Source organism: Pseudomonas sediminis (genome assembly GCF_002741105.1).
GTDB lineage: Bacteria > Pseudomonadota > Gammaproteobacteria > Pseudomonadales > Pseudomonadaceae > Aquipseudomonas > Aquipseudomonas sediminis.
This window is the reverse complement of record NZ_NIQU01000002.1, coordinates 512646-536064: the sequence shown is the minus strand read 5'-3', so window position 1 is coordinate 536064 and position 23419 is coordinate 512646. Positions and strand designations below refer to the sequence as shown.

Annotated in this window: 20 protein-coding genes; 13 read left to right on the top strand and 7 right to left on the bottom strand. The window is 63.4% G+C overall.

Annotation, left to right across the window (positions count from 1 at the left end):
* The first annotated feature begins 13 nt into the window (after positions 1-13).
* The 5 genes from CDO35_RS07900 (at position 14) to CDO35_RS07880 (ending at position 5808) form a co-directional block, all read left to right on the top strand.
* Positions 14-1282, top strand: a complete 1269-nt coding sequence (locus tag CDO35_RS07900; RefSeq protein WP_099523551.1) for an ABC transporter substrate-binding protein — start codon at positions 14-16, stop codon at positions 1280-1282.
* Between the two features lie 116 nt (positions 1283-1398).
* Positions 1399-2307, top strand: a complete 909-nt coding sequence (locus CDO35_RS07895) for a carbohydrate ABC transporter permease (RefSeq protein ID WP_099523548.1) — start codon at positions 1399-1401, stop codon at positions 2305-2307.
* Positions 2308-2377: 70 nt separating this feature from the next.
* Positions 2378-3205, top strand: a complete 828-nt coding sequence (locus CDO35_RS07890; protein WP_099523545.1) for a carbohydrate ABC transporter permease — start codon at positions 2378-2380, stop codon at positions 3203-3205.
* Positions 3206-3230: 25 nt separating this feature from the next.
* Complete coding sequence (locus CDO35_RS07885; protein ID WP_099523542.1) at positions 3231-4397, top strand: ABC transporter ATP-binding protein; 1167 nt, start codon at positions 3231-3233, stop codon at positions 4395-4397.
* A 172-nt stretch (positions 4398-4569) separates the two neighbouring features.
* Positions 4570-5808, top strand: coding sequence for a maltoporin (locus CDO35_RS07880; protein WP_099523539.1), 1239 nt, complete (start codon positions 4570-4572; stop codon positions 5806-5808).
* A gap of 211 nt (positions 5809-6019) precedes the next feature.
* Here CDO35_RS07880 and mapR read toward each other — a convergent pair whose 3' ends face one another.
* Together mapR and ccoG are read right to left on the bottom strand one after the other, a co-directional pair.
* Positions 6020-7432 carry a GntR family transcriptional regulator MpaR gene (gene mapR / locus CDO35_RS07875; RefSeq protein WP_099523537.1) on the bottom strand — a complete coding sequence of 471 codons (1413 nt, stop codon included), beginning with the start codon at positions 7430-7432 and terminating at the stop codon, positions 6020-6022.
* Positions 7433-7714: 282 nt separating this feature from the next.
* Entirely contained in the window at positions 7715-9127 is a 1413-nt protein-coding gene (ccoG, locus tag CDO35_RS07870) for a cytochrome c oxidase accessory protein CcoG (RefSeq protein WP_099523535.1), read from the bottom strand.
* A 37-nt stretch (positions 9128-9164) separates the two neighbouring features.
* Here ccoG and CDO35_RS07865 point away from each other — a divergent pair, with 37 nt between their 5' ends.
* The 6 genes from CDO35_RS07865 to CDO35_RS07840 all read left to right on the top strand — a co-directional run bounded on the left by CDO35_RS07865 (position 9165) and on the right by CDO35_RS07840 (position 14585).
* Positions 9165-9437 carry a hypothetical protein gene (locus CDO35_RS07865; RefSeq protein ID WP_099523533.1) on the top strand — a complete coding sequence of 91 codons (273 nt, stop codon included), beginning with the start codon at positions 9165-9167 and terminating at the stop codon, positions 9435-9437.
* A 31-nt stretch (positions 9438-9468) separates the two neighbouring features.
* Complete coding sequence (locus tag CDO35_RS07860) at positions 9469-11136, top strand: nitrite/sulfite reductase (RefSeq protein WP_099523532.1); 1668 nt, start codon at positions 9469-9471, stop codon at positions 11134-11136.
* The gene (locus CDO35_RS07855) at positions 11133-11651 is read left to right on the top strand and encodes a DUF934 domain-containing protein (RefSeq protein WP_099523530.1); all 519 of its coding nucleotides are present in this window, start codon (positions 11133-11135) and stop codon (positions 11649-11651) included. The genes CDO35_RS07860 and CDO35_RS07855 overlap by 4 nt, the downstream gene beginning before the upstream one ends.
* Positions 11648-12001: a CidA/LrgA family protein gene (locus tag CDO35_RS07850; RefSeq protein ID WP_017674822.1), complete on the top strand. Its 354-nt coding sequence runs from the start codon at positions 11648-11650 to the stop codon at positions 11999-12001. The genes CDO35_RS07855 and CDO35_RS07850 overlap by 4 nt, the downstream gene beginning before the upstream one ends.
* The gene (locus tag CDO35_RS07845; protein WP_074918209.1) at positions 11998-12681 is read left to right on the top strand and encodes an LrgB family protein; all 684 of its coding nucleotides are present in this window, start codon (positions 11998-12000) and stop codon (positions 12679-12681) included. Before CDO35_RS07850 ends, CDO35_RS07845 begins: the two co-directional genes overlap by 4 nt.
* Positions 12682-12977: 296 nt before the next feature.
* A complete protein-coding gene (locus tag CDO35_RS07840; RefSeq protein WP_099523528.1) occupies positions 12978-14585 on the top strand; it encodes a malate:quinone oxidoreductase in 1608 nt (535 codons plus the stop codon).
* A gap of 182 nt (positions 14586-14767) precedes the next feature.
* Here CDO35_RS07840 and CDO35_RS07835 read toward each other — a convergent pair whose 3' ends face one another.
* The 3 genes from CDO35_RS07835 to CDO35_RS07825 form a co-directional block, all read right to left on the bottom strand.
* Complete coding sequence (locus tag CDO35_RS07835; protein WP_099523526.1) at positions 14768-15481, bottom strand: S1 family peptidase; 714 nt, start codon at positions 15479-15481, stop codon at positions 14768-14770.
* 137 nt (positions 15482-15618) lie between these two features.
* The gene (gene plsB, locus CDO35_RS07830; RefSeq protein ID WP_099523524.1) at positions 15619-18102 is read right to left on the bottom strand and encodes a glycerol-3-phosphate 1-O-acyltransferase PlsB; all 2484 of its coding nucleotides are present in this window, start codon (positions 18100-18102) and stop codon (positions 15619-15621) included.
* 337 nt (positions 18103-18439) lie between these two features.
* Entirely contained in the window at positions 18440-19282 is an 843-nt protein-coding gene (locus CDO35_RS07825) for an EamA family transporter (protein ID WP_099523521.1), read from the bottom strand.
* Positions 19283-19641: 359 nt separating this feature from the next.
* Between CDO35_RS07825 and CDO35_RS07820 the strand changes: the two genes are divergently transcribed.
* Positions 19642-21453: a bifunctional diguanylate cyclase/phosphodiesterase gene (locus CDO35_RS07820; protein ID WP_208019945.1), complete on the top strand. Its 1812-nt coding sequence runs from the start codon at positions 19642-19644 to the stop codon at positions 21451-21453.
* 56 nt (positions 21454-21509) lie between these two features.
* Here the strand turns inward: CDO35_RS07820 and CDO35_RS07815 are convergent, their stop codons facing one another.
* Positions 21510-21926, bottom strand: a complete 417-nt coding sequence (locus CDO35_RS07815; protein ID WP_243699054.1) for a hypothetical protein — start codon at positions 21924-21926, stop codon at positions 21510-21512.
* 10 nt (positions 21927-21936) lie between these two features.
* Entirely contained in the window at positions 21937-22329 is a 393-nt protein-coding gene (locus tag CDO35_RS07810; protein WP_099523515.1) for a hypothetical protein, read from the bottom strand.
* Between the two features lie 559 nt (positions 22330-22888).
* Between CDO35_RS07810 and CDO35_RS07805 the strand changes: the two genes are divergently transcribed.
* Positions 22889-23098 carry a cold-shock protein gene (locus tag CDO35_RS07805; protein ID WP_004423973.1) on the top strand — a complete coding sequence of 70 codons (210 nt, stop codon included), beginning with the start codon at positions 22889-22891 and terminating at the stop codon, positions 23096-23098.
* The last annotated feature ends 321 nt before the right edge of the window (positions 23099-23419 follow it).

Here is a 23419-nt window from a genome sequence, read left to right as displayed (position 1 = left end):
GAAAGGTATTCCGATGAACGCTATTACTCGCCTCGCTACCGCCGTTTCTCTCGCCTCCCTGTTTCCCTTCGCCGCGCTGGCCGCCGACTCCAAAGGTACGGTGGAAGTGGTGCATTGGTGGACCTCCGGTGGTGAAGCTGCTGCGGTGAAGGTTCTGCGTGACCTGGTCGAGAAGGATGGTTTCACCTGGAAGGACGGCGCCGTGGCCGGTGGCGCCGGTTCCGCCGCCATGACCGTGCTGAAGACCCGTGTGGTGTCCGGCAACCCGCCGGGGGCGGCGCAGATCAAAGGCCCCGACTTGCAGGAGTGGGGCGCGTTGGATCTGCTTGCACCACTGGATGAAGTGGCCCAGGCCAATGACTGGGATGGCCTGCTGTCGAAGACCGTGGCCAAGACCATGCAGTACGACGGTCACTACGTCGCGGTGCCGGTGAACATCCACCGGGTCAACTGGCTGTGGATCAACCCGCAGGTGTTCGAGAAGGCCGGCATCGACAAGGCGCCGACCACCCTCGACGAACTCTACGCTGCCGGTGACAAACTCAAGGCTGCCGGCTTCATCCCGCTGGCCCACGGCGGCCAGCCCTGGCAGGACAGCACCGTGTTCGAAGGCCTGGTGCTGAGCATCATGGGTGCCGAGGGCTTCCACAAGGCGTTCGTCGAGAACGACGAGGCGACCCTGACCAGCGCGCAGATGACCGAAGTGTTCACCGCGCTGAAGAAGCTCTCCACCTACATGGACGACAACCGCGCCGGGCGCGACTGGAACCTGGCCACCGCCGAGGTGATCGACGGCAAGGCCGGCATGCAGATCATGGGCGACTGGGCCAAGAGCGAATGGACGGCCGCCGGCAAGGTGGCGGGCAAGGACTACCAGTGCGTGCCGATGCCGGGCACCGCCGGCAGCTACACCTACAACATCGACTCCATGGCCATGTTCAAGCTCAAGAACGAAGGCGACATCGCTGCCCAGCACGCTCTGGCACGGATCGCCCTGGAGCCTGAGTTCCAGTACGTGTTCAACGAGAACAAGGGCTCGATCCCGGTGCGCTCGGACCTGGACATGAGCAAGTTCGACAGCTGCGCCCAGGCCTCGATGAAGGATTTCCAGGAGGCCGACAAGAACGGCAAGCTGGAACCGAGCATGGCCCACAGCATGGCCACCAACCTCGCCGTGCAGGGCGCCATCTTCGATGTGGTGACCAACTTCATGAGCGAGAAGAACGCCGACCCGAGCAAGGCCGGCGCGCAGATCTACGCGGCGATCAAGGCCGCTCAGTAGCGCCACCGGGCCGGCGCTGCCGGCCCAACTCCCAAGCACCGCCTCGCACGACAGGGCTCTGGCCCCGTCAGGGCGGCGCTCGGCCCGGATTTCACTTCGCCAACTGGTAATGCCCGATGAGTATCGCCACGGTAATGACCAAGACCTCTCCACTCGATGTGCTGCAACGCTGGCTGCCCAAGTTGGTGCTGGCGCCGAGCATGCTGGTGGTGCTGGTCGGTTTCTACGGCTACATCCTCTGGACCCTGGTGCTGTCGTTCACCAACTCCAGTTTCATGCCCAGCTACAAGTGGGTCGGACTGCAGCAGTACATGCGCCTGATGGACAACGACCGCTGGTGGGTCGCGAGCCAGAACCTGCTGGTGTTCGGTGGCCTGTTCATCGGCATCAGCCTGGTGATCGGCGTGTTCCTGGCGGTGCTGCTGGACCAGCGTATCCGCCGCGAAGGTTTCATCCGCACCATCTACCTGTACCCCATGGCGCTGTCGATGATTGTCACCGGCACCGCCTGGAAGTGGCTGCTCAACCCCGGCCTGGGTCTGGACAAGATGCTCCGCGACTGGGGCTGGGAAGGCTTCCGCCTCGACTGGCTGGTGGATCAGGACCGGGTCATCTACTGCCTGGTGATCGCAGCGGTGTGGCAGGCCTCGGGCTTCGTCATGGCGCTGTTCCTGGCCGGGCTGCGCAGCGTCGACCAGTCGATCATCCGCGCAGCTCAGGTGGATGGGGCAGGGCTGCCGACCATCTACCTACGCATCGTCCTGCCGAGCCTGCGCCCGGTGTTCTTCAGCGCGGTGATGATCCTCGCGCACATTGCCATCAAGAGCTTCGACCTGGTGGCGGCGATGACCGCAGGCGGCCCCGGCTACTCCTCCGACTTGCCGGCGATGTTCATGTACTCCTTCACCTTCAGCCGCGGCCAGATGGGTATCGGTTCGGCCAGCGCGATGCTGATGCTGGCCGCGATCCTCACACTGCTGGTGCCGTATCTCTATTCGGAACTGCGAGGCAAACGCCATGAATGATGCGAGCGTCGCGCAGCGACGATCTGCCGCTGACCTTCTGCCCTCGGGAGACGGTGGCGCGAAGCGCCGGATGAGGGCGATCAGCCCGAGCCGCCTGGCCATCCACGCCACCCTGCTGTTCGCCGCCGCGCTGTACCTGGTGCCGCTGGTGGTGATGCTGCTGACCAGCATCAAGACGCCCGAGGACATTCGCACCGGCAACCTGCTGTCCTGGCCCGAGACCTTCACCCTGATCGGTTGGGTCAAGGCCTGGAGCGTGGTCGACGGCTACTTCTGGAATTCGGTGAAGATCGCCATTCCCGCCGTGCTGATTTCCACCGCCGTCGGCGCGTTGAACGGCTACGTGCTGTCGATGTGGCGCTTTCGTGGTTCGCAGCTCTTCTTCGGCCTGCTGCTGTTCGGCTGCTTCCTGCCATTCCAGACCGTGCTGCTGCCGGCTTCGTTCACCCTCGGCAAGCTGGGCCTGGCCAATACCACGGCCGGCCTGGTGCTGGTGCATGTGGTCTACGGCATCGCCTTCACCACGCTGTTCTTCCGCAATTACTACGTCACCGTGCCCGATGCCCTGGTGCGCGCGGCGCGGCTCGATGGCGCCGGGTTCTTCACCATCTTCGGGCGAATTCTGCTGCCCATGTCGGTGCCGATCATCATGGTCTGCCTGATCTGGCAGTTCACCCAGATCTGGAACGACTTCCTCTTCGGCGTGGTGTTCGCCAGTGGCGACGCGCAACCGATCACCGTGGCGCTGAACAACCTGGTCAATACCAGCACCGGCGCCAAGGAATACAACGTCGACATGGCCGCCGCGATGATCGCCGGGCTACCGACCCTGCTGGTCTACATCGTGGCTGGAAAGTACTTCCTGCGCGGCCTGACGGCCGGTGCGGTGAAAGGCTGACGCCTCAGAGATTGGAGGACGCAACATGGCTACTCTCGAACTGCGCAACGTCAACAAATCCTACGGCAGCGGCCTGGCCGACACGCTGAAGAACATCGAACTGTCGATCGATTCTGGCGAATTCCTGATCCTCGTTGGCCCGTCCGGCTGCGGTAAATCCACCCTGATGAACTGCATCGCCGGGCTGGAAAGCATCAGCGGCGGCGCGATCCTGGTGGACGGCGCAGACATCAGCGGCATGAGCCCGAAGGATCGCGACATCGCCATGGTGTTCCAGTCCTATGCGCTGTACCCGACCATGAACGTGCGCGACAACATCGCCTTTGGCCTGAAGATGCGCAAGATGGCTCCGGCCGCCATCGACGAAGAAGTGGCGCGGGTGGCCAAGCTGCTGCAGATCGAGCACCTGTTGCAGCGCAAGCCCGGCCAACTGTCCGGCGGCCAGCAGCAGCGCGTGGCCATGGGCCGGGCGCTGGCGCGGCGACCGAAGATCTACCTGTTCGACGAGCCACTGTCGAACCTCGACGCCAAGCTGCGCGTGGAGATGCGTACCGAAATCAAGCTGATGCACCAGCGCCTGAAGACCACCACGGTGTACGTCACCCACGACCAGATCGAAGCCATGACCCTGGGCGACAAGGTGGCGGTGATGAAGGACGGCATCATCCAGCAGTTCGGTACGCCACAGCAGATCTACAACGACCCGGCCAACCTGTTCGTCGCCAGTTTCATCGGTTCGCCGCCGATGAACTTCATCCCCGTGCGCCTGCAGCGTCGCGATGGTCAGTGCTGGGCCGTGCTCAGCTCGTCGCTCGGCGTCGCCGGGCAGGCGCGCTGCGAACTGCCGTTGGGCGAGCTGGAGGCAGGCATGGACAACCGCGACCTGATCCTCGGCATTCGTCCCGAACAGATCCAGTTGGCTGCCGACGACGGTGCTGAGGCACCGAGTATCTGCGCCGAAGTGGAGGTCACCGAGCCCACCGGGCCGGACACCCTGGTGTTCGTCAACCTCAACCAGACCAAGGTCTGCTGCCGCCTGGCACCGGACATGACGCCGCAGGTGGGCAGCACGCTGTCGCTGCGTTTCGAGCCGAGCCGGGTGTTGCTGTTCGATGCCCAGAGCGGCGAGCGCCTGCTGGCAAAAAAGCGCCAGGCCACTGACAACAAGGTGGCGCAATTGAAGCGCGGTTAGCCGTGTAGCCCGGATGAAATCCGGGCTCTGCCGAAACAACCTTCCGCATTGCATCCGGGCTACGCGACGTACCACGTCACGTAGGAGGTGCCGTGCGCACCAGGGAAACGAAGAACCGTCGCTGCGGCGGCTATTCCGCAGCATCGCTCAATAAAAACAATCAGGAGCAATGATGAAGACCACACAGCAAACCCTCACCTGTTCACTCGGCGCCCCCTGCTTGCTGGCACTGGCTTTGGCCACCCCGCAGGTGCAGGCCGTCGAGTTCACCGGCTACGTACGCAGCGGTATCGGTGGCGCGGACACCGGCGGCACGCAGCAGTGCTTCCAGTTACCGGGGGCGCAATCGAAGTACCGCCTGGGTAACGAGTGCGAGCAGTACATCGAGCTGGATTTGCGTCAGGATCTGTTTCGCCTGGACGACGGCTCGGTGATCAGCGTCGAGGGCATGGCCCAACTCTACAACCAGTACGGCCACACACCGAAGTTCACCGGCGACTATGGCTTTGCGCGGATGAACCAGATGTACGCGGAGTGGAGCAATATGCCGGCGCTGAACGGTGGTTCGCTGTGGGCCGGGCGGCGTTTCTACAAACGTAACGACATCCATATCTCCGACTTCTACTACTGGAACCAGAGCGCCACCGGTTTCGGTATCGACGAGATGAAAATCGGCGACCTCAAGTACAGCTACGTGTTCTCGCGCAAGGACAACTACGACCAGGAGCCCTATATCAACCGCCACGATTTCAACGTTGGCGGCTTCCAGGTCAACCCCGGCGGTGAGCTGGAAGTGGGCGTCAGCTACATCGACAAACCGGACAGCACCGACAGTCACAGTGGCTGGGCGGTAACCGCGCAGCACAAACAGCAGGACTTCCTCGGCGGCGTCAACACCGTCGCTCTGCAATACGGTCGTGGGCCGGGCACCGCACTGGGCTACACCGGTGATCCGACCCTGGACAGCAGCAGTAGCAGTTGGCGTCTGGTGGAGTTCTTCGACTTCCAGATGACCCCACGCCTTGGCGGCCAGGTGCAGCTGGTTTATCAGCGTGACAAGCGCCCGGACGGCGCCGATCAGAACTGGCTGTCCGTCGGTGGCCGTACCAGCTATGCCTTCACCGAGCAGTTCAAGCTGGTCGGCGAGATCGGTCGCGACCAGGTCGAGGCGCCCGGCGGTACGCGCAAGCTGACCAAGTTCACCATCGCGCCGACCTGGTCGCCATCCGGCCCCGGTTTCTGGGAACGCCCGGAAATTCGCCTGTACTACACCTACGCCAGCTGGAACCGCGCCGCGCAGCAGGCCGCCAACCTGTTGGCCGACGGCTCGGCCTTATCCGAGAACGGCGCCTTCGGCAGTGCACGCAACGGCTCCAACTTCGGTGTGCAGGTGGAGTATTGGTGGAAGTAGCCAGTCGGTAGGGTGGATCGCGCTGCAGAGGTAGCGTCTGGTCATGAGACGCGGTGCGCATGGCGCACCCTACGTGACCTGCGGGGTTATCGTAGGGTGCGCCGTGCGCACCAGGACCGTAGCCCGGATGCAATCCGGGAAAGCTCCTTCTCCAGCCCCGGATTTCATCCGGGCTACAACAGCGCGTAAGGTGCGCTGTGCGCGCCAGGCGTCAGAGCAATCCCGCTACCAGGCGCCCAAGCACTTCCATGGCCTGTTCGCTGCGCGGGCTCCATGGGTGGCCGTAATTTAGCCGCGCGCAATGACGGAATCCCTGGCTGGCAGAGAAGATCGGCCCCGGCGCCAGGCTGATGCCCTGGGCCAGCGCCAGGCGCAGCAGTTGCAGCGAGTCCAGGCGCTCGGGGAATTCGAACCAGAGGAAGTAGCCACCCGAAGGCCTTGTGACCCGCGTGCTGGCGGGAAAGTGTCGGGCGGCGGAGGCGAGCATCGCGCTCTGTTGCATTTCCAGCGAGTGGCGCAGCTTGCGCAGGTGACGGTCATAGCCGCCGTGCTGCAGGTAGTCGGCCAGCGCCGCCTGTGCCGGCACCGACGGCGAGATGGTGGTCATCAGCTTGAGCCGGGCGATCTGTTCGGCATAGCGCCCGCCGGCTACCCAGCCGATGCGATAGCCCGGCGCCAGGCTCTTGGAGAAAGAGCTGCAATGCATCACCAGCCCTTCGCGGTCAAAGCTCTTCACCGGTTTGGGCGGGTGACTGCCGAAGTACAGCTCGGCGTACACGTCGTCCTCGATCAGCGGTACCTGATGCTCGACCAGCAGCTCGTACAGCGCCTGCTTCTTGGTCTCGCTCATGCTGGCGCCGAGCGGGTTCTGAAGGCTGCTCATGAACCAGCAGGCCTTGATCGGCAGTTGCTTGAGGCTATCGGACAGGGCACCCAGGTCGATGCCTTCGCGCGGGTGCACGGGGATCTCCACCGCCTTGAGCTGCAGGCGCTCCAGCACCTGCAGGCAGGCGTAGAAGGTGGGGGACTCGATGGCCACCAGGTCGCCCGGTTGGGTCACGCACTGCAGGCAGAGGTTGAGTGCCTCCATGGCGCCGTTGCTGATCACCAGCTCCTCCATCGGCAGCATCACGCCGCTGACCATGTAGCGCAGGGCGATCTGCCGGCGCAGGTCGGCGTTGCCGGCGGTCATGTCGGCGATGATCTCGTGCGGCGATAGCATGCGCAGCGCGTGCGCCATGCTCTTGGCCAGACGCGGCAGCGGGAACAGGTCGGGGCTGGGGAAGGCCGAGCCGAAGGGGACGGTATGCGGGTCCTTCAGCGAGGCGAGCACGGAGAACACCAGTTCGCTGACGTCGACGTCGGTGGTTTGCGCCGCGTGAGCGGTCAGTTCCGGTTCGTGCAGCGGGCGTTTGGCGTGTTCGCGGACGAAGTACCCGGAACGGGCGCGGGCCTGGATCAGGCCGCGATCCTCCAGCAGGTAGTAGGCCTGGAACACGGTGGACGGGCTGACGCCGTAGGTGCGGCTGGCATGGCGCACCGAGGGCACTTTCTCACCGGGGCCGAGCACGCCGGTACGGATCAGCTCGGCGATCTCGTCGGCAAATTTTTCGTAGCGTTTCATCCTGTCCTGGTTCACCGCCGCAAAGGGTATGGGCGAACACTTTACGGGGTGAGCGGCAGACATGGCAGTGCCTCGTGAAGGGGACGTATCTCGAATCGCCCAGGATTGCATCCGGGCTACAACACTTGCTCCCCTCTCCCGTTCATGGGAGGGGGGCCGGGGGAGAGGGTTAGATACATCTCCGTGTAACCGTTACACCCTCTCCCTAGCCCTCTCCCCGTGGGGGAGAGGGGATTGATCGTGTCCACCTTTCGTTAGGTGAACAGCACGGTTTACTGCGCCTCAACGCAGCGGTGCCAAGAAGGTGCTCTTGGTGCTCACATGGCTCTGCGAATCGGCCTTGTCGCGCACTTCGAAACGCAAGGTCTGCGGCCCGGCAGCGTTGTGCGAGGCCGTCAGCGCGACGCTTACCGGCAGGTCGCGAATCTCCCCCGGCGCCAGGTTCAGCGTGCTCGGGCCATGCAGCTCGAAGTCGCCGGGCTCGACCAGACTGATGGCATAGCTGCGCGGTTGCTGGGTCTTGTTGATTATCTTCAGGCTGTAGATGTTCTCGATCTGGCCCAGCGAGTTCTCACGGAACAGGCCACGGTCGCGGGTCACGTCCAGCGAGATCAGCGGGCGTTCGGCCAGGGCCCAGGCGAAGGCGCCGATCATCACTGCCAGCATCGCCGCGTAGCCGATCAGGCGAGGGCGCAACCAGTGGGTCTTGCCGCCGGCCAGCTCGTTCTCCGAGCTGTAGCGCACCAGGCCACGGTCATAGCCGAGCTTGTCCATGATGCTGTCACAGGCATCGACGCAGGCGCCGCAGCCGATGCACTCCAGTTGCAGGCCGTCGCGGATGTCGATGCCGGTGGGGCAGACCTGCACGCACATCGTGCAGTCGATGCAATCGCCCAGGCCTTCGGCCTTGTAGTCGGCGTCCTTGCGGCGCGGGCCACGGTTTTCGCCGCGGGCGGCGTCGTAGGAGATGACCAGCGTATCGCTGTCGAACATCACGCTCTGGAAGCGCGAGTAAGGGCACATGTCGCGGCACACCTTCTCACGCAGCCAGCCAGCGTTGATGTAGGTGGCCGCGGTGAAGAACAGCACCCAGAACGCTGTGGTGGCACCGACTTCGAGGGTCGCCAGATCGAGCGTCAGTTGGCGCACCGGGGTGAAGTAGCCGATGAAGGCCATCGCCGTGATTAGACTCACCGCCAGCCACAGGCCGTGCTTGGCGCTGCGCCGCAGCAGCTTGTTCAGCGACCAGGGCGCGGCATCGAGCTTGATGCGCTGGCCGCGGTCCCCCTCGGTGATCTGCTCCACGCGCATGAAGACCCAGGTCCACACGCTCTGCGGGCAGGCGTAGCCGCACCAGACGCGGCCGGCCAGCACGGTGATGAAGAACAGGCCGAAGGCGGCGATGATCAGGATCGCCGAGAGCAGGATGAAATCCTGTGGCCAGAAGGTCGCGCCGAAGATATGGAACTGGCGGTTATCCAGATCCCAGAGCACGGCCTGGCGGCCGTTCCAATCGATCCAGGCGGTGCCGAAGAACAGCAGGAACAGCAGGCCGGCACCGAGCAGACGCAGGTTGCGAAAGCGTCCGGTGAAGCTGCGCGTATGGATCGGGCCGCCGGCCTGGGCCGGTGTCAGGCGGATGGGTTTGCTCGGGTCGATGGTCTCGACGCTGCGCACGGGGATCAGATCGGTCATTTAGTTGCCCTCATCAGGCGTTTATCAGGCTGGCGCCATGATCCGAGGGCAACTGATCGCGAAACAGACTCAGGTTTTCGATAAAAAAGCGGATCAGATGATCGCGTTGGACGTATGGAAAAATGTCAGAAAGGTCGCCAGGCCCTGCCATTTCTGGCGTCTGGAGCTTTGCCGTCTGGCTATGCCACGGACGCCCTGCGACATCGCGCCGCGGCAATCAGTGACCTGCGCTGGTCACTGTCGTATCTATCTGATCCGCTTTTTTAAGGCTTTTCTGGCGCTGTTTTCGGTGCACGCCTGGCAGGCATAGTCGACGCCCCGTGATCAGGAGGCCTGCCGGCATGTACCAATACGACGATTATGACCGCGCGCTGGTGCGCGAGCGCGTCGCCCAGTTCCGCGACCAGGTACAGCGGCGCCTGGCCGATGAACTGAGCGAGGAGGAGTTTCTGCCGCTGCGCCTGCAGAACGGCCTGTACCTGCAAAAGCATGCCTACATGCTGCGCGTGGCCATCCCTTACGGCACGCTATCGGCCAAGCAGATGCGTGCGCTGGCGCATATCGCCCGCGAGTACGACCGCGGTTACGGCCACTTCACCACGCGGCAGAACATCCAGTTCAACTGGGTCGAGCTGGAGCGCGTGCCGGACATCCTCGACTGGCTGGCCGATCACGACATGCATGCCATCCAGACTTCCGGCAACTGCGTGCGCAATGTCACTACCGAGGCTTTCGCTGGCGTCGCTGCCGACGAGTACCTCGACCCACGGCCGCTGGCCGAGATTCTGCGTCAGTGGTCGACGGTCAACCCGGAATTCCTCTTTCTGCCGCGCAAGTTCAAGATCGCCCTGTGCGCGGCTGAGCAAGATCGCGCAGCCGTTCAGGTGCATGACATCGGCCTGCAGCTGTATCGCGACCAGGACAACGAGCTGCGTCTGCGCGTGCTGGTCGGCGGCGGCCTTGGGCGTACGCCGATCATCGCCCAGACCCTGCGCGAGGGTCTGCACTGGCAGGATTGCCTGTCCTACGTCGAGGCCATCCTGCGCGTGTACAACCGCCATGGCCGGCGCGACAACAAGTACAAGGCGCGGATCAAGATCCTGGTCAAGGCCCTTGGCATCGAGGCTTTCGCTACCGAAGTGGAGCGTGAATGGCAGCCGATCAAGGACGGCCCGGCGCAACTGACCGAGGACGAGTACCAGCGTGTCGCGGCCTCCTTCCACAAGCCGGACTACGTGCCGCAGGACGCCCTCGACCTCGACTTCGGCACCCACCTGGCGCGCGACGAGGCCTTCGCCCGTTGGGTTTCGCGCAATGTCATGGCGCACCAGGTGCCCGGTTACCTCAGCGTGGTGCTGTCGACCAAGCCCGGCATCAGCGCTCCGCCCGGCGACGTCACGGCCGAGCAGATGGAGGCGTTGGCCGACTGGAGCGAGCGCTACTGCTTCGGCGAGATTCGCGTCGCCCACGAACAGAATCTGGTGCTACCCGATGTACGCAAGGCCGACCTCTACGCGCTATGGCGGGAGGCCGAAGCGGCCGGGCTGGGCACGGCCAACGCCGGGTTGCTCACCGACATCATCGCCTGCCCCGGTGGTGATTTCTGCTCGCTGGCCAACGCCAAGTCGATCCCCATTGCCCAGGCCATCCAGCAGCGTTTCGACGATCTCGACTACCTGCATGATCTGGGCGAGCTGAGCCTGAACATCTCCGGCTGCATGAACGCCTGCGGCCATCACCATATCGGCAACATCGGCATCCTTGGCGTCGACAAGAACGGCAGTGAGTGGTACCAGCTCACCCTCGGTGGTAGCCAGGGCCAGCAGGCGGCCCTGGGCAAGGTGATCGGCCCGTCGTTCGCCGCCGAGCAGGTGCCCGAAGTGATTGAGCGCATCGTGCGCACCTACGTAGATCAGCGGCAGGTCAACGAAGGCTTTCTCGACACCTTCCAGCGCATCGGCCTGGAGCCATTCAAGGCGAGCGTCTACAGCCGCGAGGAGGTGGCATGAACAACCTGATTCGCCTGGTCGAGGGCCAGGCCTGCATCGTCGATGACGATCCCTGGCAGCTCGATGTGGAGGCTGACGCGCCATTGATCCTGCCGCTGGCGGCCTGGCGTGAGCGGCAGTCTGTGGAGGTGCTGGAGGGTAGGGCGATGAGCGCCGATGGTCTGCTGCTGCAGGTCGACGACGAGCCGGAAGCGCTGCAGCCGTTTCTTTTCAGCCTGCCGCTGATCGCCATCGACTTCCCCAGTTTTCGCGATGGCCGTGGCTACAGCCAGGCCTACCTGCTACGTACCCGACTGGGCTGGCGCGGCGAGTTGCGCGCGGTGGGCGACGTGCTGCGTGACCAACTGGCGCACATGCGCCAGTGCGGCTTCGATGCCTTCGCCGTGCGCGCCGATAAATCGCTGGAGGATGCACTCAAGGGCCTGCAAGGGCTCAGTGTGTTGTATGGTCGTTCGGTTATCGAGCCGCGTCCGCTATTTCGTCGGGGGCGCCATAAGGAGGAGTCGAGATCATGATGGTGCGTGGCCTGTTCTGGCTGGTATTGCTGCAATTGTTCGGCGTGGCGCTCAATCACTGGCTGTTGCCGATGCTGCCGGCCTCGATCATCGGCCTGCTGCTGCTCTCGGTCTGGCTGATGTGGCGCGGCGCCGTGCCCGAGCCGCTGCAGCAGGCCGCCGGTGGTTTACTGCCGTATCTGCCGCTGCTGCTGGCCGTACCGGCCTCTGGAATCATGACCAGCAGCGATCTGCTGCTCGGTGAACTGCCGGTGATCGCCACGGCGCTGGTGCTGTCGCTGCTGGTGACCGTGCCTTTCTGTGGCTGGTTGCTGCAGACGTTGATTCGCCGTCAGGAGCGCAAGGGATGACCCTGTTGACTCATCACCCGCTATTCGCCATTGCCCTGACCCTGGCCGCCTTTCTGATCGCCGCCTGGCTTTATCGCCGCAGCGGTTGGCTGCTGCTGCAGCCGGTTCTGGTGTCGGTGACGCTGATCGTCGCCACCTTGCTGCTGTGCGGGGTGGACTACGCCACCTACCGCGCCGGCGCCGAGCCCGTTGCCTGGCTGCTGGGGCCAGCCACCGTGGCCCTGGCGGTGCCGCTGCAACACAACATCAAGCGCATCCGCCAGTTGTTCTGGCCGGTGCTGATCACCCTTACGGCCGGCGGCGTGCTGTCGGTGGCGTTGACCCTGGCCATCGGCTGGGCGCTGGGGGCCGACTGGAGCGTGGTGATGAGTTTGGCGCCGAAATTCGTGACCATGCCGATTGCCATGCCGGTGGCCGAGCAGATCGGTGGCGTGGCGTCGCTGGCGGCGGTGATGGTCATGCTCACCGGTGTGATTGGTACGGCCATGGGGCCGCTGCTACTGCGTTGGGCGGGCGTCGACCACCCGGCGGCGCGTGGCCTGAGCTACGGCATCAACGCCCATGCCATCGGTACTGCCCATGCCTTGCAGGAAGGGGAGGAGTGCGGCGCCTTCGCCGCCCTGGCGATGAGCCTGCTGGGCATCGGCACTGCCTTGCTGCTGCCGCTACTGCTGGCCTGAATCGGGCGGGATTCCGCCATTTCCAAAGGGCTCTTCACGGGGTGCTGGCGAGTTCCCGCCAGCGCCGAGTCTGCTGTGTGGCAGAAAGCCGCATTCGACCTGCTGAATCCATTCAGCGGCACGCATATTGCTCTAGCACGCGGCGCGATCGGAACACGCCCGCCAAGAGGCCTGGAACCCCCTTCCTTTCGCCCTGTCGCAGACCTGCGGCTATCGCTCATGTGCGGCCCAAACGGCCGCTGCCCGAAACCTTGCCTGCACGGCCCTTGTCGTCGTGCGACGAATAGGACTGTCCCATGAAAAAAATCCTGCTGACGCTGCTTTGTCTCAGCGTGATCGGTTGCTCGAAACCCCGCGAGCCCGAGAAAACCGTCGACGTGCTGCTGATCGGCGCTGGAGTGATGAGCGCCACCCTCGGCACCTACCTCCACGAGCTGCAGCCGGACTGGAGCATCGAAATTTACGAGCGCCTCGACAAGGTAGCCGCTGAAAGCTCAAATGGTTGGAACAATGCTGGCACCGGCCACTCGGCCTTCTGCGAGTTGAACTACACCCCGGAAACCGCCGACGGTGGCATCGATATCAGCAAGGCCATCGCGATCAACGAATCGTTCGAGATCTCCAAGCAGTTCTGGGCCACCCAGATCGAGCGCGACGTGCTGAGCAAGCCCAAGAGCTTCATCAACATCACTCCGCACATGAGCTTCGTCTGGGGCGACGACAACGTCGAGTACCTGCGCAAGCGTCACGCAGCCCTGCAGCACAGCAACCTGTTCCGCGGCATGGAGTTCACCGAGGACCACGCACAGATCGCTCAGTGGGTACCGCTGATCATGCAAGGTCGTGATCCGCAGCAGAAGGTTGCGGCTACCCGCATGGCCATCGGTACCGACGTCAATTTCGGCGAGATTACCCGTCAGCTGATCGACTCGCTGATCGGCAAGGAGCAGGCCAGCCTGCACCTGGAACACGAAGTTCGTGATCTGCAGCGCAACGATGACGGCACCTGGCGCGTGACCGTGGCCGACCTGGCCAAAGGCGGCGCCGAGCAGAGCATCAATGCACGCTTCGTGTTCATCGGCGCCGGTGGTGGCGCGCTCAAGCTGCTGCAGAAGTCCGGCATCGAAGAAGCCAAGGGCTACGCCGGCTTCCCGGTTGGCGGCCAGTTCCTCATGACGCGTAACCAGGAGGTGGTTGCCCAGCACCTGGCTAAGGTCTACGGCAAGGCCTCGGTCGGTTCGCCGCCCATGTCCGTGCCGCACCTGGATACCCGCGTGATCGACGGCGAGAACGTGCTGCTGTTCGGCCCGTTCGCCACCTTCTCCACCAAGTTCCTCAAGAATGGCTCGCTGCTCGACATGTTCAGCAGCATGACCACCGACAACTTCATGCCGATGGTCAATGCCGGCATGGACAACTGGTCGCTGAGCACCTACCTGATGGGCCAGCTGATGCTCAGCCAGGAAGACCGCATGGCGTCGCTGCGCGAGTACTTCCCGGAGGCGCAGGACTCCGACTGGGAGCTGCTCACCGCCGGCCAGCGCGTGCAGATCATCAAGAAGGATGCCGAGAAGGGCGGCGTACTGCAGTTCGGTACCGAAGTGGTGACTTCCGCCGATGGCAGCATCAGCGCGCTGCTGGGCGCCTCGCCGGGGGCCTCCACTGCCGCGCCGATCATGCTGCAACTGATCGAGAAGGCTTTCGCTGACAAGGTCGCCACTCCTGAGTGGCAAGCGCGCCTGAAGGAAATCATCCCGTCCTACGGGCAGAAGCTGAACGACGACCTGGCGCTGACCAACCGTATTCGTCAGTGGAGCAGCGAGCGTCTCGAACTGCAGCACATCGAAGTGGCGCCGGACGTGGAAATGGCTGTCGAGCCCGAGCCGACGCCCGTGACGCTGTAAGGCTTAAACGCTGCGAAGGAACCCGCCCTGCGTGATGCGCACGGCGGGTTTTTTCTTGGGCCGCTGATATTCGTGAGCTGAATCTTTCGCGGCTGAAGCCCTCCCACAGATCCCGCTGTGGCTGTGGGAGGGGTTATAGCAGGGTGATTGCTAGGTTTACGCCCGGGTCATGGGCAGGCTGATCACTCCGTCAGCGTCATCAGAATATCGGCATACCAGGTGCAGTTCAGACCCAGCGCTTCGTCCTGATCCTCGTCGCGATTGCCGAGCAGGCGTGTCGAGTGGATACCAAGCAAATGCCAGGGCAGGTCGCCATCGACACTGGCGCGCTTGACTACGGGCGCGCCGCTGATGCCGCGATGGGTGCGGCCGTCGGTGAGAAAGTAACCCAACCCCTGAAAGCGCAGGCCGAAAGAGGAGGCCAACCCGGCGTGACGCGCCACCGGCATACGGTGCAGGGTGTCCTGAAAGCCCAGCGGGAAGCCCACCACCAGCAGCGTCGAGCCGATTTCTACATGCTCGTCGGCTTGCAGCAGGTGCTGCGGGGTAAAGGCCTGGTAGGCGCCGCCGTTGGGAAGCGCGGCCTGATCCAGCTCGATCACCGCCACATCGATCTCGCCCGCGCCATCCATGCCCTGACGCCATAGGTGCTGGTCGCCGTCATACAGCGGGATGGAGAAGCTGACGGTGCTGGCAAGGTTGTTCGCGTCGGTATGTAGCTCGATCTGCAGGCTGTCCGGCTGATGGCCGCTGGGTTCGTCGAGGACTACATGGCGGCTGGTGACGAGAAACAGCCGTTGCTCCCGGCGGAAGAAGAAACCACTGGCGTTGGTCAGTATCTGCCCCGCGGCCAGGGTGGTGATGCGTGCAGCGCTCAACATCAGGGAGTCGATCATGGCCAGGGCCTCCTGCCGGTATGTGGTCTATCACTGACTGCCAAACCCGTGACAGGTTCGTCTGTTTGTTCTGAGCCTCCGCCATGGTGGATGTAACACGTGACATCCATCCGAGGCAGTAGCGCACCCTACACACATCACGGCACGGCCGGTTCATCCTCGTTGCGATCCAGCGCCACCTGGCGGATCGACAGGCGAATCTCTGCCGGCAGCACGCGCTTGGCGGCGCCTTCGGCCAGTTCGCTGAGCAGCGGGTGATGGCTGAGCTTGCCGGCTTCGTCCTGGCGCAGCACGCCCTGATCCAGCAGGCTCTGGATGAAGTGGCGGAACAGACTCTTGTCGAAGAACTCCGGCGCGTTCAAACCATGCAGAATCGACAGTCGCTGGGCCATGACCGTACACAGGTCTTCCAGCTCCTCGGCGCTGATCGCGTTCTGCCCGGCATTGAGCAGCAGGGCGATGGCCATGTAGAAGCGCTGCAGGGTCTGCGCCACCGAGCGCGACAGCAGCGTCAGCAGCACGAACTGGCGCGAACTCGGCGCCGGGCGCACGTACACATCGCCCTCGACCTTGAGCAGGCCCTGTTCTACGAAGGCCGCCAGCCACTGGTCGATCACGCCTTCCAGCTCGCTCTGCTCCCAGCGGATGAACAGCTCGGATTGCAGATACGGATACAGCGCGCCGGCGTAGCGCAGGATCTGCTCGCGGCTGATCCGTGCGCTGCTCTGGAAGACGCTCGCCAGCAGCGCTGGCAGGGCGAAGATGTGCAGCACGTTGTTGCGGTAGTAGGTCATCAGGACGGCGTTCTGCTCGTCCAGATAGAGAATCTTGCCCAGTGCATCCTTCTGCTCGGCCAGCAGGTCCATGCCCTTGACGTGCTCGATCAGCGCCGCGCCGTCGCCTTCCGGCAGGGTGGTATGGGGCGAGTAGGGCACCGCGCGCAGCAGGGCCAGGTACAGGTCGAGCACACGGGCCAGGGCGCGGTCATCCAGCGCCAGCTTGCTGGTGGACAACAGCGCCAGGGCCACCAGGTTGACCGGGTTGATCGACGCCGCCTCGTTGAGGTGACGCGCCACGCGCTCGCCCAGGCGATTGGTGGTGTCGTTGAGCCAGGCAGGGCGGTACTGCGGCCCCAGCTCCTGTTCACGCCAACCGGGCTGCCGCTGGTCGAGGAATTCGGCCAGCTTGATCGGCTCGCCGAAGTTCACCGAGACCTGGCCGAAGCGCTGCTTGAGCGCGCCGAGCACCTTGAACAGGTCGAAGATCGACTCCTTCTTCTTGCTCGCGCCACGCAGCTCGCCCAGGTAGGTGCGGCCTTCCAGCACGCGCTCGTAGCCGATGTACACCGGCACGAAGACGATGGGCAGGCGGTTGCTGCGCAGGAAGCTGCGCAGGGTGATGGCCAGCATGCCGGTCTTCGGCCGCAGCATGCGCCCGGTGCGCGAGCGGCCGCCCTCGACGAAGTACTCGACCGGGAAGCCCTTGCTGAACAGGGTGTGCAGGTATTCGTTGAACACCGCCGTATACAGCGGGTTGCCCTTGAAGGTGCGGCGCATGAAGAAGGCGCCGCCACGGCGCAGCAGGCCGCCAATCACTGGCATGTTGAGGTTGATGCCGGCGGCGATGTGCGGCGGCGTCAGGCCATTGCGGAACAGCAGGTAGGACAGCAGCAGGTAGTCGATGTGGCTGCGGTGACAGGGCACATAGATCACCTCGTGGCCCTGGGCGATGTCGCGCACGCCTTCGACGTTGTGCACCTTGATACCGTCGTAGATCTTGTTCCAGAACCAGCTCAGCACCAGTTCGAGGAAGCGGATCACCGTGTAGGTGTAGTCCGAGGCGATCTCGTTGCCGTAGCGCAGCGCCTGGGCTTCGGCCTTCTCCAGGCTGATCTTCTCGCGCTCGGCTTCCTCGGCAATCGCCTGGCGCACCATCGGGTCGTGCACCAGGCCTTTGACCAGGTTGCGCCGGTGCGACACGTCTGGGCCGATCACCGCCGCCTTCTGGTTGCGGAAGTGCACGCGCAGGATGCGGTGCACCATGCGCAGGGTGCGCTCCTTGCCCTTGTCCTGCTCGACCAGCTCGCGCAGGTGAATCGGCGTGGAGAACTGCACGCGGGTCTTGCGCCCGAGAATCAGGATGCTGACCAGCCGGCGCAGGCGCCCGGTGACGGCCCAGCTGTCAGCGAAGAGCAGCTTCCAGGCGCTGGTTTCGCGATCTGGCGACTGGCCCCAGAACACGCTGACCGGGACGATCTGCGCGTCATCCACAGCGTGCTGGCTGAGGGCACTGACCACGCGATCGAGGGTCGGCGAGATGCCGCGCTTGTCCTGGCGGCCGAACCAGTCCGGTTCCGGCGTCAGGTAGAAGAAAGCGGCGGGTTCGATATGTTCCCCGACGGCTACCGGCAACACCGGGCGTGGCAGGCCAGCCTTGGTGCACTCGCGGTCGACCACTGCCAGGTCGCTCACTGACGGCTGCTGCAGCACGTAGAACACCGGCTTGCTGCGGTCGAGTTTGAGGGTGAAGGCGGACTGGTTGATGGTTTCCGAGCGTACCCAGAGGTACAGCAGGCGGCGCAACGATCCGAAGACGAGGCGGCGGAAGGGGGAACGGGTCATACGGACTCTGCTTGTATGGCAAAACGAGCGGTGGCTCGGGAAGGGCGCTAGTGTGCCGCAAGCCGCGTCTGGCGGGCAAAAAACTCGTGCGTCCAGGCGGTCAGCCCGACCAGCATGGAGGCGGCGTATGACGAAAAAACGGTCAATGACTCAGCACCCGTTGATCAACAGAACCGTAAAGCGGGTCCCGGGTTCCCGATTGGAATACCGAGTCAGCTTTCAGGATGATTGCAGTGACCTGAGCAGGGAGGGCGAACAGCGTTATGACATTGTAGGGTGGGCCGGGCGGCGATCCGCTTCAGCCACCACCTGCTCCGATGCGGCCTTGACCGAACCCCTACGCCAGCTTCATCACCACCACGCCAGCCGCGATCACCGCGCACGCCACCAGACGAATCGGTCGCAACCTTTCCTTGAGCAACACCACTCCCAGCAGCACGGCGAACACCACGCTGGTCTCGCGCAGGGCCGAAACCAATGCCACCGGCGCCTGGGTCATGGCCCAGATGACGATGGTGTAGGCCGCCATCGACATCGCCCCGCCGGCCAGCCCGCCACGCCAGTGCGGGCCCAGCTGCAGGAAGGCGCGCGGCCCACGGCTGATGGCCAATACCGCCGCCATCACCACGCCGTTGACGGTAAACAGCCACAGCGAATAGCTCAGTGCATCGCCATTGCTGCGTGCGCCCACGGCATCGCTGAGGGTGTAGCCGGCGATGAACAGCGCCGTCATCAACGCACAGCCCAGCATCGCCCCCTGTGGCGCCTGGTGATGGCCGCCGCGCAGCGCCATCAGCCAGATGCCCAGTACCAGAACCAGCAAACCCAGCAACTGCAAGGCACCGAGCCCGTCATGCAACAGCAGCAGTGAGAGCAGGGCGACCATCAGCGGCGAGCTGCCCCGCGCAATGGGGTAGACCTGGCCCAGGTCGCCGTACTGGTAGGCGCGGGCGAGAAAAAAGTTGTAGCCGATATGCAGCAACGCCGACAGCGCGATCCACGGCCAGGCCGAGGCTTGTGGCAGCGCCACCAGTGGTAAGGCGCAGAGCGCTACCAGACCAGCGCCTATCTGAATCAGCGTGGCGGTGAGAAAGCGATCCAGACCAATCTTGAGCAGGGCGTTCCAGCCGGCATGCAGGGCAGCGGCAGCGATGACGGCGAGAAAGACCGTGGTTTCCAAGGCGGGCCTCGAAGGCAGGCGGTTGTCGAAGAAATAGAGCAGGAGCAGTGCGGATAGCGCTCGGCTCGAAGTGATGTGGCTGAGGTGCAGTGCCGGTCGTCAGTTTGCCGCAAGCTCTATTTTCGGGCAAAACCCATTACAACGTGATGGCAGCACAGTGGCGCAACAATGCCTATGATTCAACGCAAGGCGATGGATCACCCCCGCGACGCTGAACGAAAGGGCAGCAAACCCTTGCCCTCGACAACTAGAAAACAGCCCGCCCGTGCATGGCTTGGAGAACTAAGGCGATGACCCCGCCTAGACTGTCGATTGACGCGCATGACGCCGTCGCTCGACGCCCTCGAATCGCAACACCCTTGAACCTGCTGATCGTTCTGGCGAGCGTATTCGTTGCCGTTGTCTGGTTGATCACCCTGCAACGTATCGCCTTCGAGCGTGAGCAGGCGCTGGCCGCAGAAATGGAGGCCAACTCCAGCCTGGCCATCGCGTTCGAGCAGCAGGTGTTTCGCGCGCTGAAGGCGGCCGAGCAGGTGGCGGCCTTCGTGCGCGAGCAGTACCGCCGGCAGGGTGAGGCCATCGACCTGCGCCGCTGGGTCGAGGAGGGCGTGATCCGCGAGGAGATGTTCACCATCGTCAGCGTGGTGGACGAGCATGGCGATATCGTCAGCAGTAGCCAGGACACTGGCCCGGTCAACTACGCCGACCGCGAGTTCTTCACCGCGCAGCGCGATGCCCGTATCGATCACCTGTTCATCAATCAGCCAGTACTCGGGCGGGTTTCCGGGCGCTGGTTGATACCCATGTCGCTGCGTATCGAGCACGCTGACGGTAGCTTCGCTGGCGTCGTGGTGATGGCCGTGCGTCCAGAGGATGTCACGCGTTTCTTCCAGCAGGTCGATCTGGGACCGCAGGGGCTATTGGAACTCGCCGGTCTCGACGGCGTGGTGCGTGCACGCAAGGTCGGCACCCGCAGCGAATTTGGCCTGGGTGCCGAGTCGTTGGCCTGGTTCCAGCGGCAAAAGCTGCACGATGCCGACGATTTCTACGACAGTGGCGAGGCGCTCGATGGCATCGCCCGTATCGTCAGCTACCGCACCATGAGTGGTTATCCACTGATGATTACCGTGGCCACCGCCTACGACGAGGAGATGGCCACCACCATGCAACGGCGCTCCACCTACCTGATGGCCGCGGTCGGCGTCACCTTGGTGGTGATGTTGTTCGTTGGCCTGCTGGCGCTGATGCTGGTCCGCCAGCGCGCGGCCACTGATGCCCTGCAAGACAGCGAAGCGCTGTTTCGCGCCACCTTCCACCAGGCGGCCATGGGTATCGCCCACATCAGCCCTGATGGCCAGATACTGCGGGTCAACGACACGTTCGCGCGCATGCTGGGGCGCCCCGCCGGGGCGCTGCTAGGCGTCAATATTTTCGACCTTAGCGACGCCGAAGTGGCTAGCGCAGCGCGCAGCTTCCTGAGCGAACAACTGGTCAGCGAGGCACGCACACTTTCCCCGGAAATCGAGAAGACCTATCGGCGCGAAGATGGCTCGCTGATCTGGGTCTGCGAGGCCTCGAGCGTCGTACGCAACCGCTATGGTCACCCGGAGTTCCTGGTGCTGGTCACGCAGGACATCACCGAGCGCAAGCACCTGGAGGCGCGCCTTTGTCATGATGCCGAGCATGACGCCCTCACCGGGTTGGCCAACCGCGTCAGGTTCCACCAGCGGCTCGACCAGGCGCTGGCGTCTGCGCGCGACCAGCAGGAGCTATGCGCCGTGCTCTATATCGACCTGGATGGATTCAAGGAAATCAACGACCGCCAAGGTCATTCGGCCGGCGATGGCCTGCTGCAGATGGCCGCCAGGCGGCTCGAGGGATGTGTGCGCAGCACGGACACGGTGGCGCGCTTCGGCGGTGATGAGTTCGGCATCGTCCTCGCCAGCTTGCATAGCAGCCAGGATTGTGAGGCCGTGGCGCTCAAGGTGCTGGATGTTCTGGCACGTCCATTCGACCTGGATGGTAGCGTGGTGCGGATATCGGCTAGTGTCGGCGCCGCTCTGTTTCCGCTGCACGGTGAAAGCGGCCAAGACCTGCTCAAACGTGCGGACCAGGCCATGTATGCGGCCAAGCACGCAGGCAAGAACCGCTTTCACAGCGCTGACGGATAAGGTTGATGATGGCTTGAACAGCCATCTACGGATCTTCGCCTGAGTACCTTGGACGGCTACTGGTCCGCGACAGGCTGAGTCGAAACGCCCTGTTCGCCAGCCACCAGCAGCTGCCTGCGCCATTTCCACTCCAGTATGCCCAAGCCTGCGACGAACGCAGCCTCGCCGAGCACATGGAAAAACCCCGGTAGCGTCATGATCGGGGCAAAGGCGGCAGCGATGCCAAGGCATACCAACGCCCAGAATCCGTTGGCCACTGCCAGCAGCTTGATCAGCGCTTCGTAGCGCCGCACATGAATCGCCAGCGAAAAGGAAAAGCAGGCATAGGCGATATTGACCGCGCCGATGAAGCTCAGCAGCTCGCGGGGCAGGGCATACCACTCGCTCAACCAGGCGGCGAACGACAGCACGAGAACCCCCGAGACTGCTGCGGCCATGCAGTCCAGCCAGAGGATATGCCTGATCATTCCCATGGGGCCCGCCTCAAGCGCTGCGCCGCTTTTGCACGGCCAGCAGAAACAGCAGGGTAAAGGCGATCACCAGCAGATCCAGGGCGACGGCGGGCGCGGCCTTGCTCAGGTAGTTCTGGCCATGGATCAGCAACAGCGACACGAAGATGGCCTTGCTCAGCGCGGCAATGACGGCACAGGGAACCCGATGCTTCGGGCTCAGCGCGCCATAGATCAGCAGCATGCCCATCAACCCGATCAGCGCCGACCAACTGCGAACGACCAAGGATTGCAACTGCCCGTCGAAGGATGCGCCAAACATCGACTGCAGCGCCTCCTGTGGAGCGAACAGGCCGTAGAACATGGTCGCTGTGAGAACGCCAGATAGCAGCATCAGCCATCTGAAATTGCGTGCAATGAAGTCCATCGGTGTTTACGTCCTTGTTGGTATGAGCGGGGGAGAGCATAGCGTCAAAGCGAAGACGTTGGACGCAGTCGGGATGGAGATTCCAACCTGTGCGCCATTTCATCCCGGTAACCATATCCTCGAAGAGGTCACGACGCTGTGCGCTCGCGCAGTTGATTCAGGCTGGGGCCGGTGCAGCCACTGAGTCTATTGGTTTTGGTGAACAGGCCCTCGATGAGCGAGCAGGCTGAGCAGTATTGGCAGGTACTTGGCTAGCGTGTCGTCTGGCGCCTGATTCAGGCGCAATGGCTGTTTAAGAAGTTGCGCGATCTGTTAGTCAAAAGCTCATAAAACAAGCTGTAACCTGCATATCTTCTGGGTTCTTGGCGGTTTTGAAAAAGTGCTTTTCAGCCACAATTCATGCTTTATACTCGGCCTTCGGCTGCAGCAAGAACGCGAATCGCTTGACCTGCTCCATGCTCGATTGCCGGGGGTGGCGAACGCTGAGAAGAACGTTTTTACCGAGCCGTCAAAGCGCCTTCGGGACAATAAAAACATAGCGAGTTTGGAGAAGTTGGTAATGGCAGATCGTGAGACGGGAACCGTCAAATGGTTCAATGATTCCAAGGGTTACGGGTTCATTCAGCGCGAAAGCGGCCCGGACGTATTCGTTCACTACCGCGCTATTCGTGGCGACGGCCACCGCACTCTGGTCGAAGGCCAGAAGGTCGAGTTCGGTGTGACCCAGGGCCAGAAAGGCCTGCAGGCGGAAGACGTCTCCGCGGTCTGAGCTCCTGCTCGACATACAACAAGGCCCGTCGATGACGGGCCTTGTTGTTTATGGCGTATCTTGGGCCACTAGGGCCTGGATCACTGTGACCCGGATGGAATCCGGGAAATGCGCTGATCTCCCGGATTTCATCCGGGCTACGGCGACGATAATGACCCCGCACAGCCTTGCGTTGGAGCCCCGCCCCGGGGCGAAGCTATATTAGGTGGTGCCGCCTAGATTAGCTGTCGACTCAGAAAGCTCGTAGCGCGAGACCCCTTACCCTCTCCCGCCCTTCGGGCACCCTCTCCCGCAAGCGGGAGAGGGTCATCAGATGGCCGC

Bases quoted from the DNA above. Each gene is read 5' to 3' on its own strand.
- CDO35_RS07840 (WP_099523528.1), top strand. From the start codon at position 12,978: ATGAAAAAAATCCTGCTGACGCTGCTTTGTCTCAGCGTGATCGGTTGC.
- CDO35_RS07900 (WP_099523551.1), top strand. From the start codon at position 14: ATGAACGCTATTACTCGCCTCGCTACCGCCGTTTCTCTCGCCTCCCTG.
- CDO35_RS07855 (WP_099523530.1), top strand. From the start codon at position 11,133: ATGAACAACCTGATTCGCCTGGTCGAGGGCCAGGCCTGCATCGTCGAT.
- ccoG (WP_099523535.1), bottom strand. From the start codon at position 9,127: ATGACCGATCTGATCCCCGTGCGCAGCGTCGAGACCATCGACCCGAGC.
- CDO35_RS07805 (WP_004423973.1), top strand. From the start codon at position 22,889: ATGGCAGATCGTGAGACGGGAACCGTCAAATGGTTCAATGATTCCAAG.
- CDO35_RS07895 (WP_099523548.1), top strand. From the start codon at position 1,399: ATGAGTATCGCCACGGTAATGACCAAGACCTCTCCACTCGATGTGCTG.
- CDO35_RS07890 (WP_099523545.1), top strand. From the start codon at position 2,378: ATGAGGGCGATCAGCCCGAGCCGCCTGGCCATCCACGCCACCCTGCTG.
- plsB (WP_099523524.1), bottom strand. From the start codon at position 18,102: ATGACCCGTTCCCCCTTCCGCCGCCTCGTCTTCGGATCGTTGCGCCGC.
- CDO35_RS07885 (WP_099523542.1), top strand. From the start codon at position 3,231: ATGGCTACTCTCGAACTGCGCAACGTCAACAAATCCTACGGCAGCGGC.
- CDO35_RS07860 (WP_099523532.1), top strand. From the start codon at position 9,469: ATGTACCAATACGACGATTATGACCGCGCGCTGGTGCGCGAGCGCGTC.
- CDO35_RS07880 (WP_099523539.1), top strand. From the start codon at position 4,570: ATGAAGACCACACAGCAAACCCTCACCTGTTCACTCGGCGCCCCCTGC.
- CDO35_RS07835 (WP_099523526.1), bottom strand. From the start codon at position 15,481: ATGATCGACTCCCTGATGTTGAGCGCTGCACGCATCACCACCCTGGCC.
- CDO35_RS07845 (WP_074918209.1), top strand. From the start codon at position 11,998: ATGACCCTGTTGACTCATCACCCGCTATTCGCCATTGCCCTGACCCTG.
- CDO35_RS07815 (WP_243699054.1), bottom strand. From the start codon at position 21,926: ATGGGAATGATCAGGCATATCCTCTGGCTGGACTGCATGGCCGCAGCA.
- CDO35_RS07850 (WP_017674822.1), top strand. From the start codon at position 11,648: ATGATGGTGCGTGGCCTGTTCTGGCTGGTATTGCTGCAATTGTTCGGC.
- CDO35_RS07810 (WP_099523515.1), bottom strand. From the start codon at position 22,329: ATGGACTTCATTGCACGCAATTTCAGATGGCTGATGCTGCTATCTGGC.
- mapR (WP_099523537.1), bottom strand. From the start codon at position 7,432: ATGAAACGCTACGAAAAATTTGCCGACGAGATCGCCGAGCTGATCCGT.
- CDO35_RS07865 (WP_099523533.1), top strand. From the start codon at position 9,165: ATGATCCGAGGGCAACTGATCGCGAAACAGACTCAGGTTTTCGATAAA.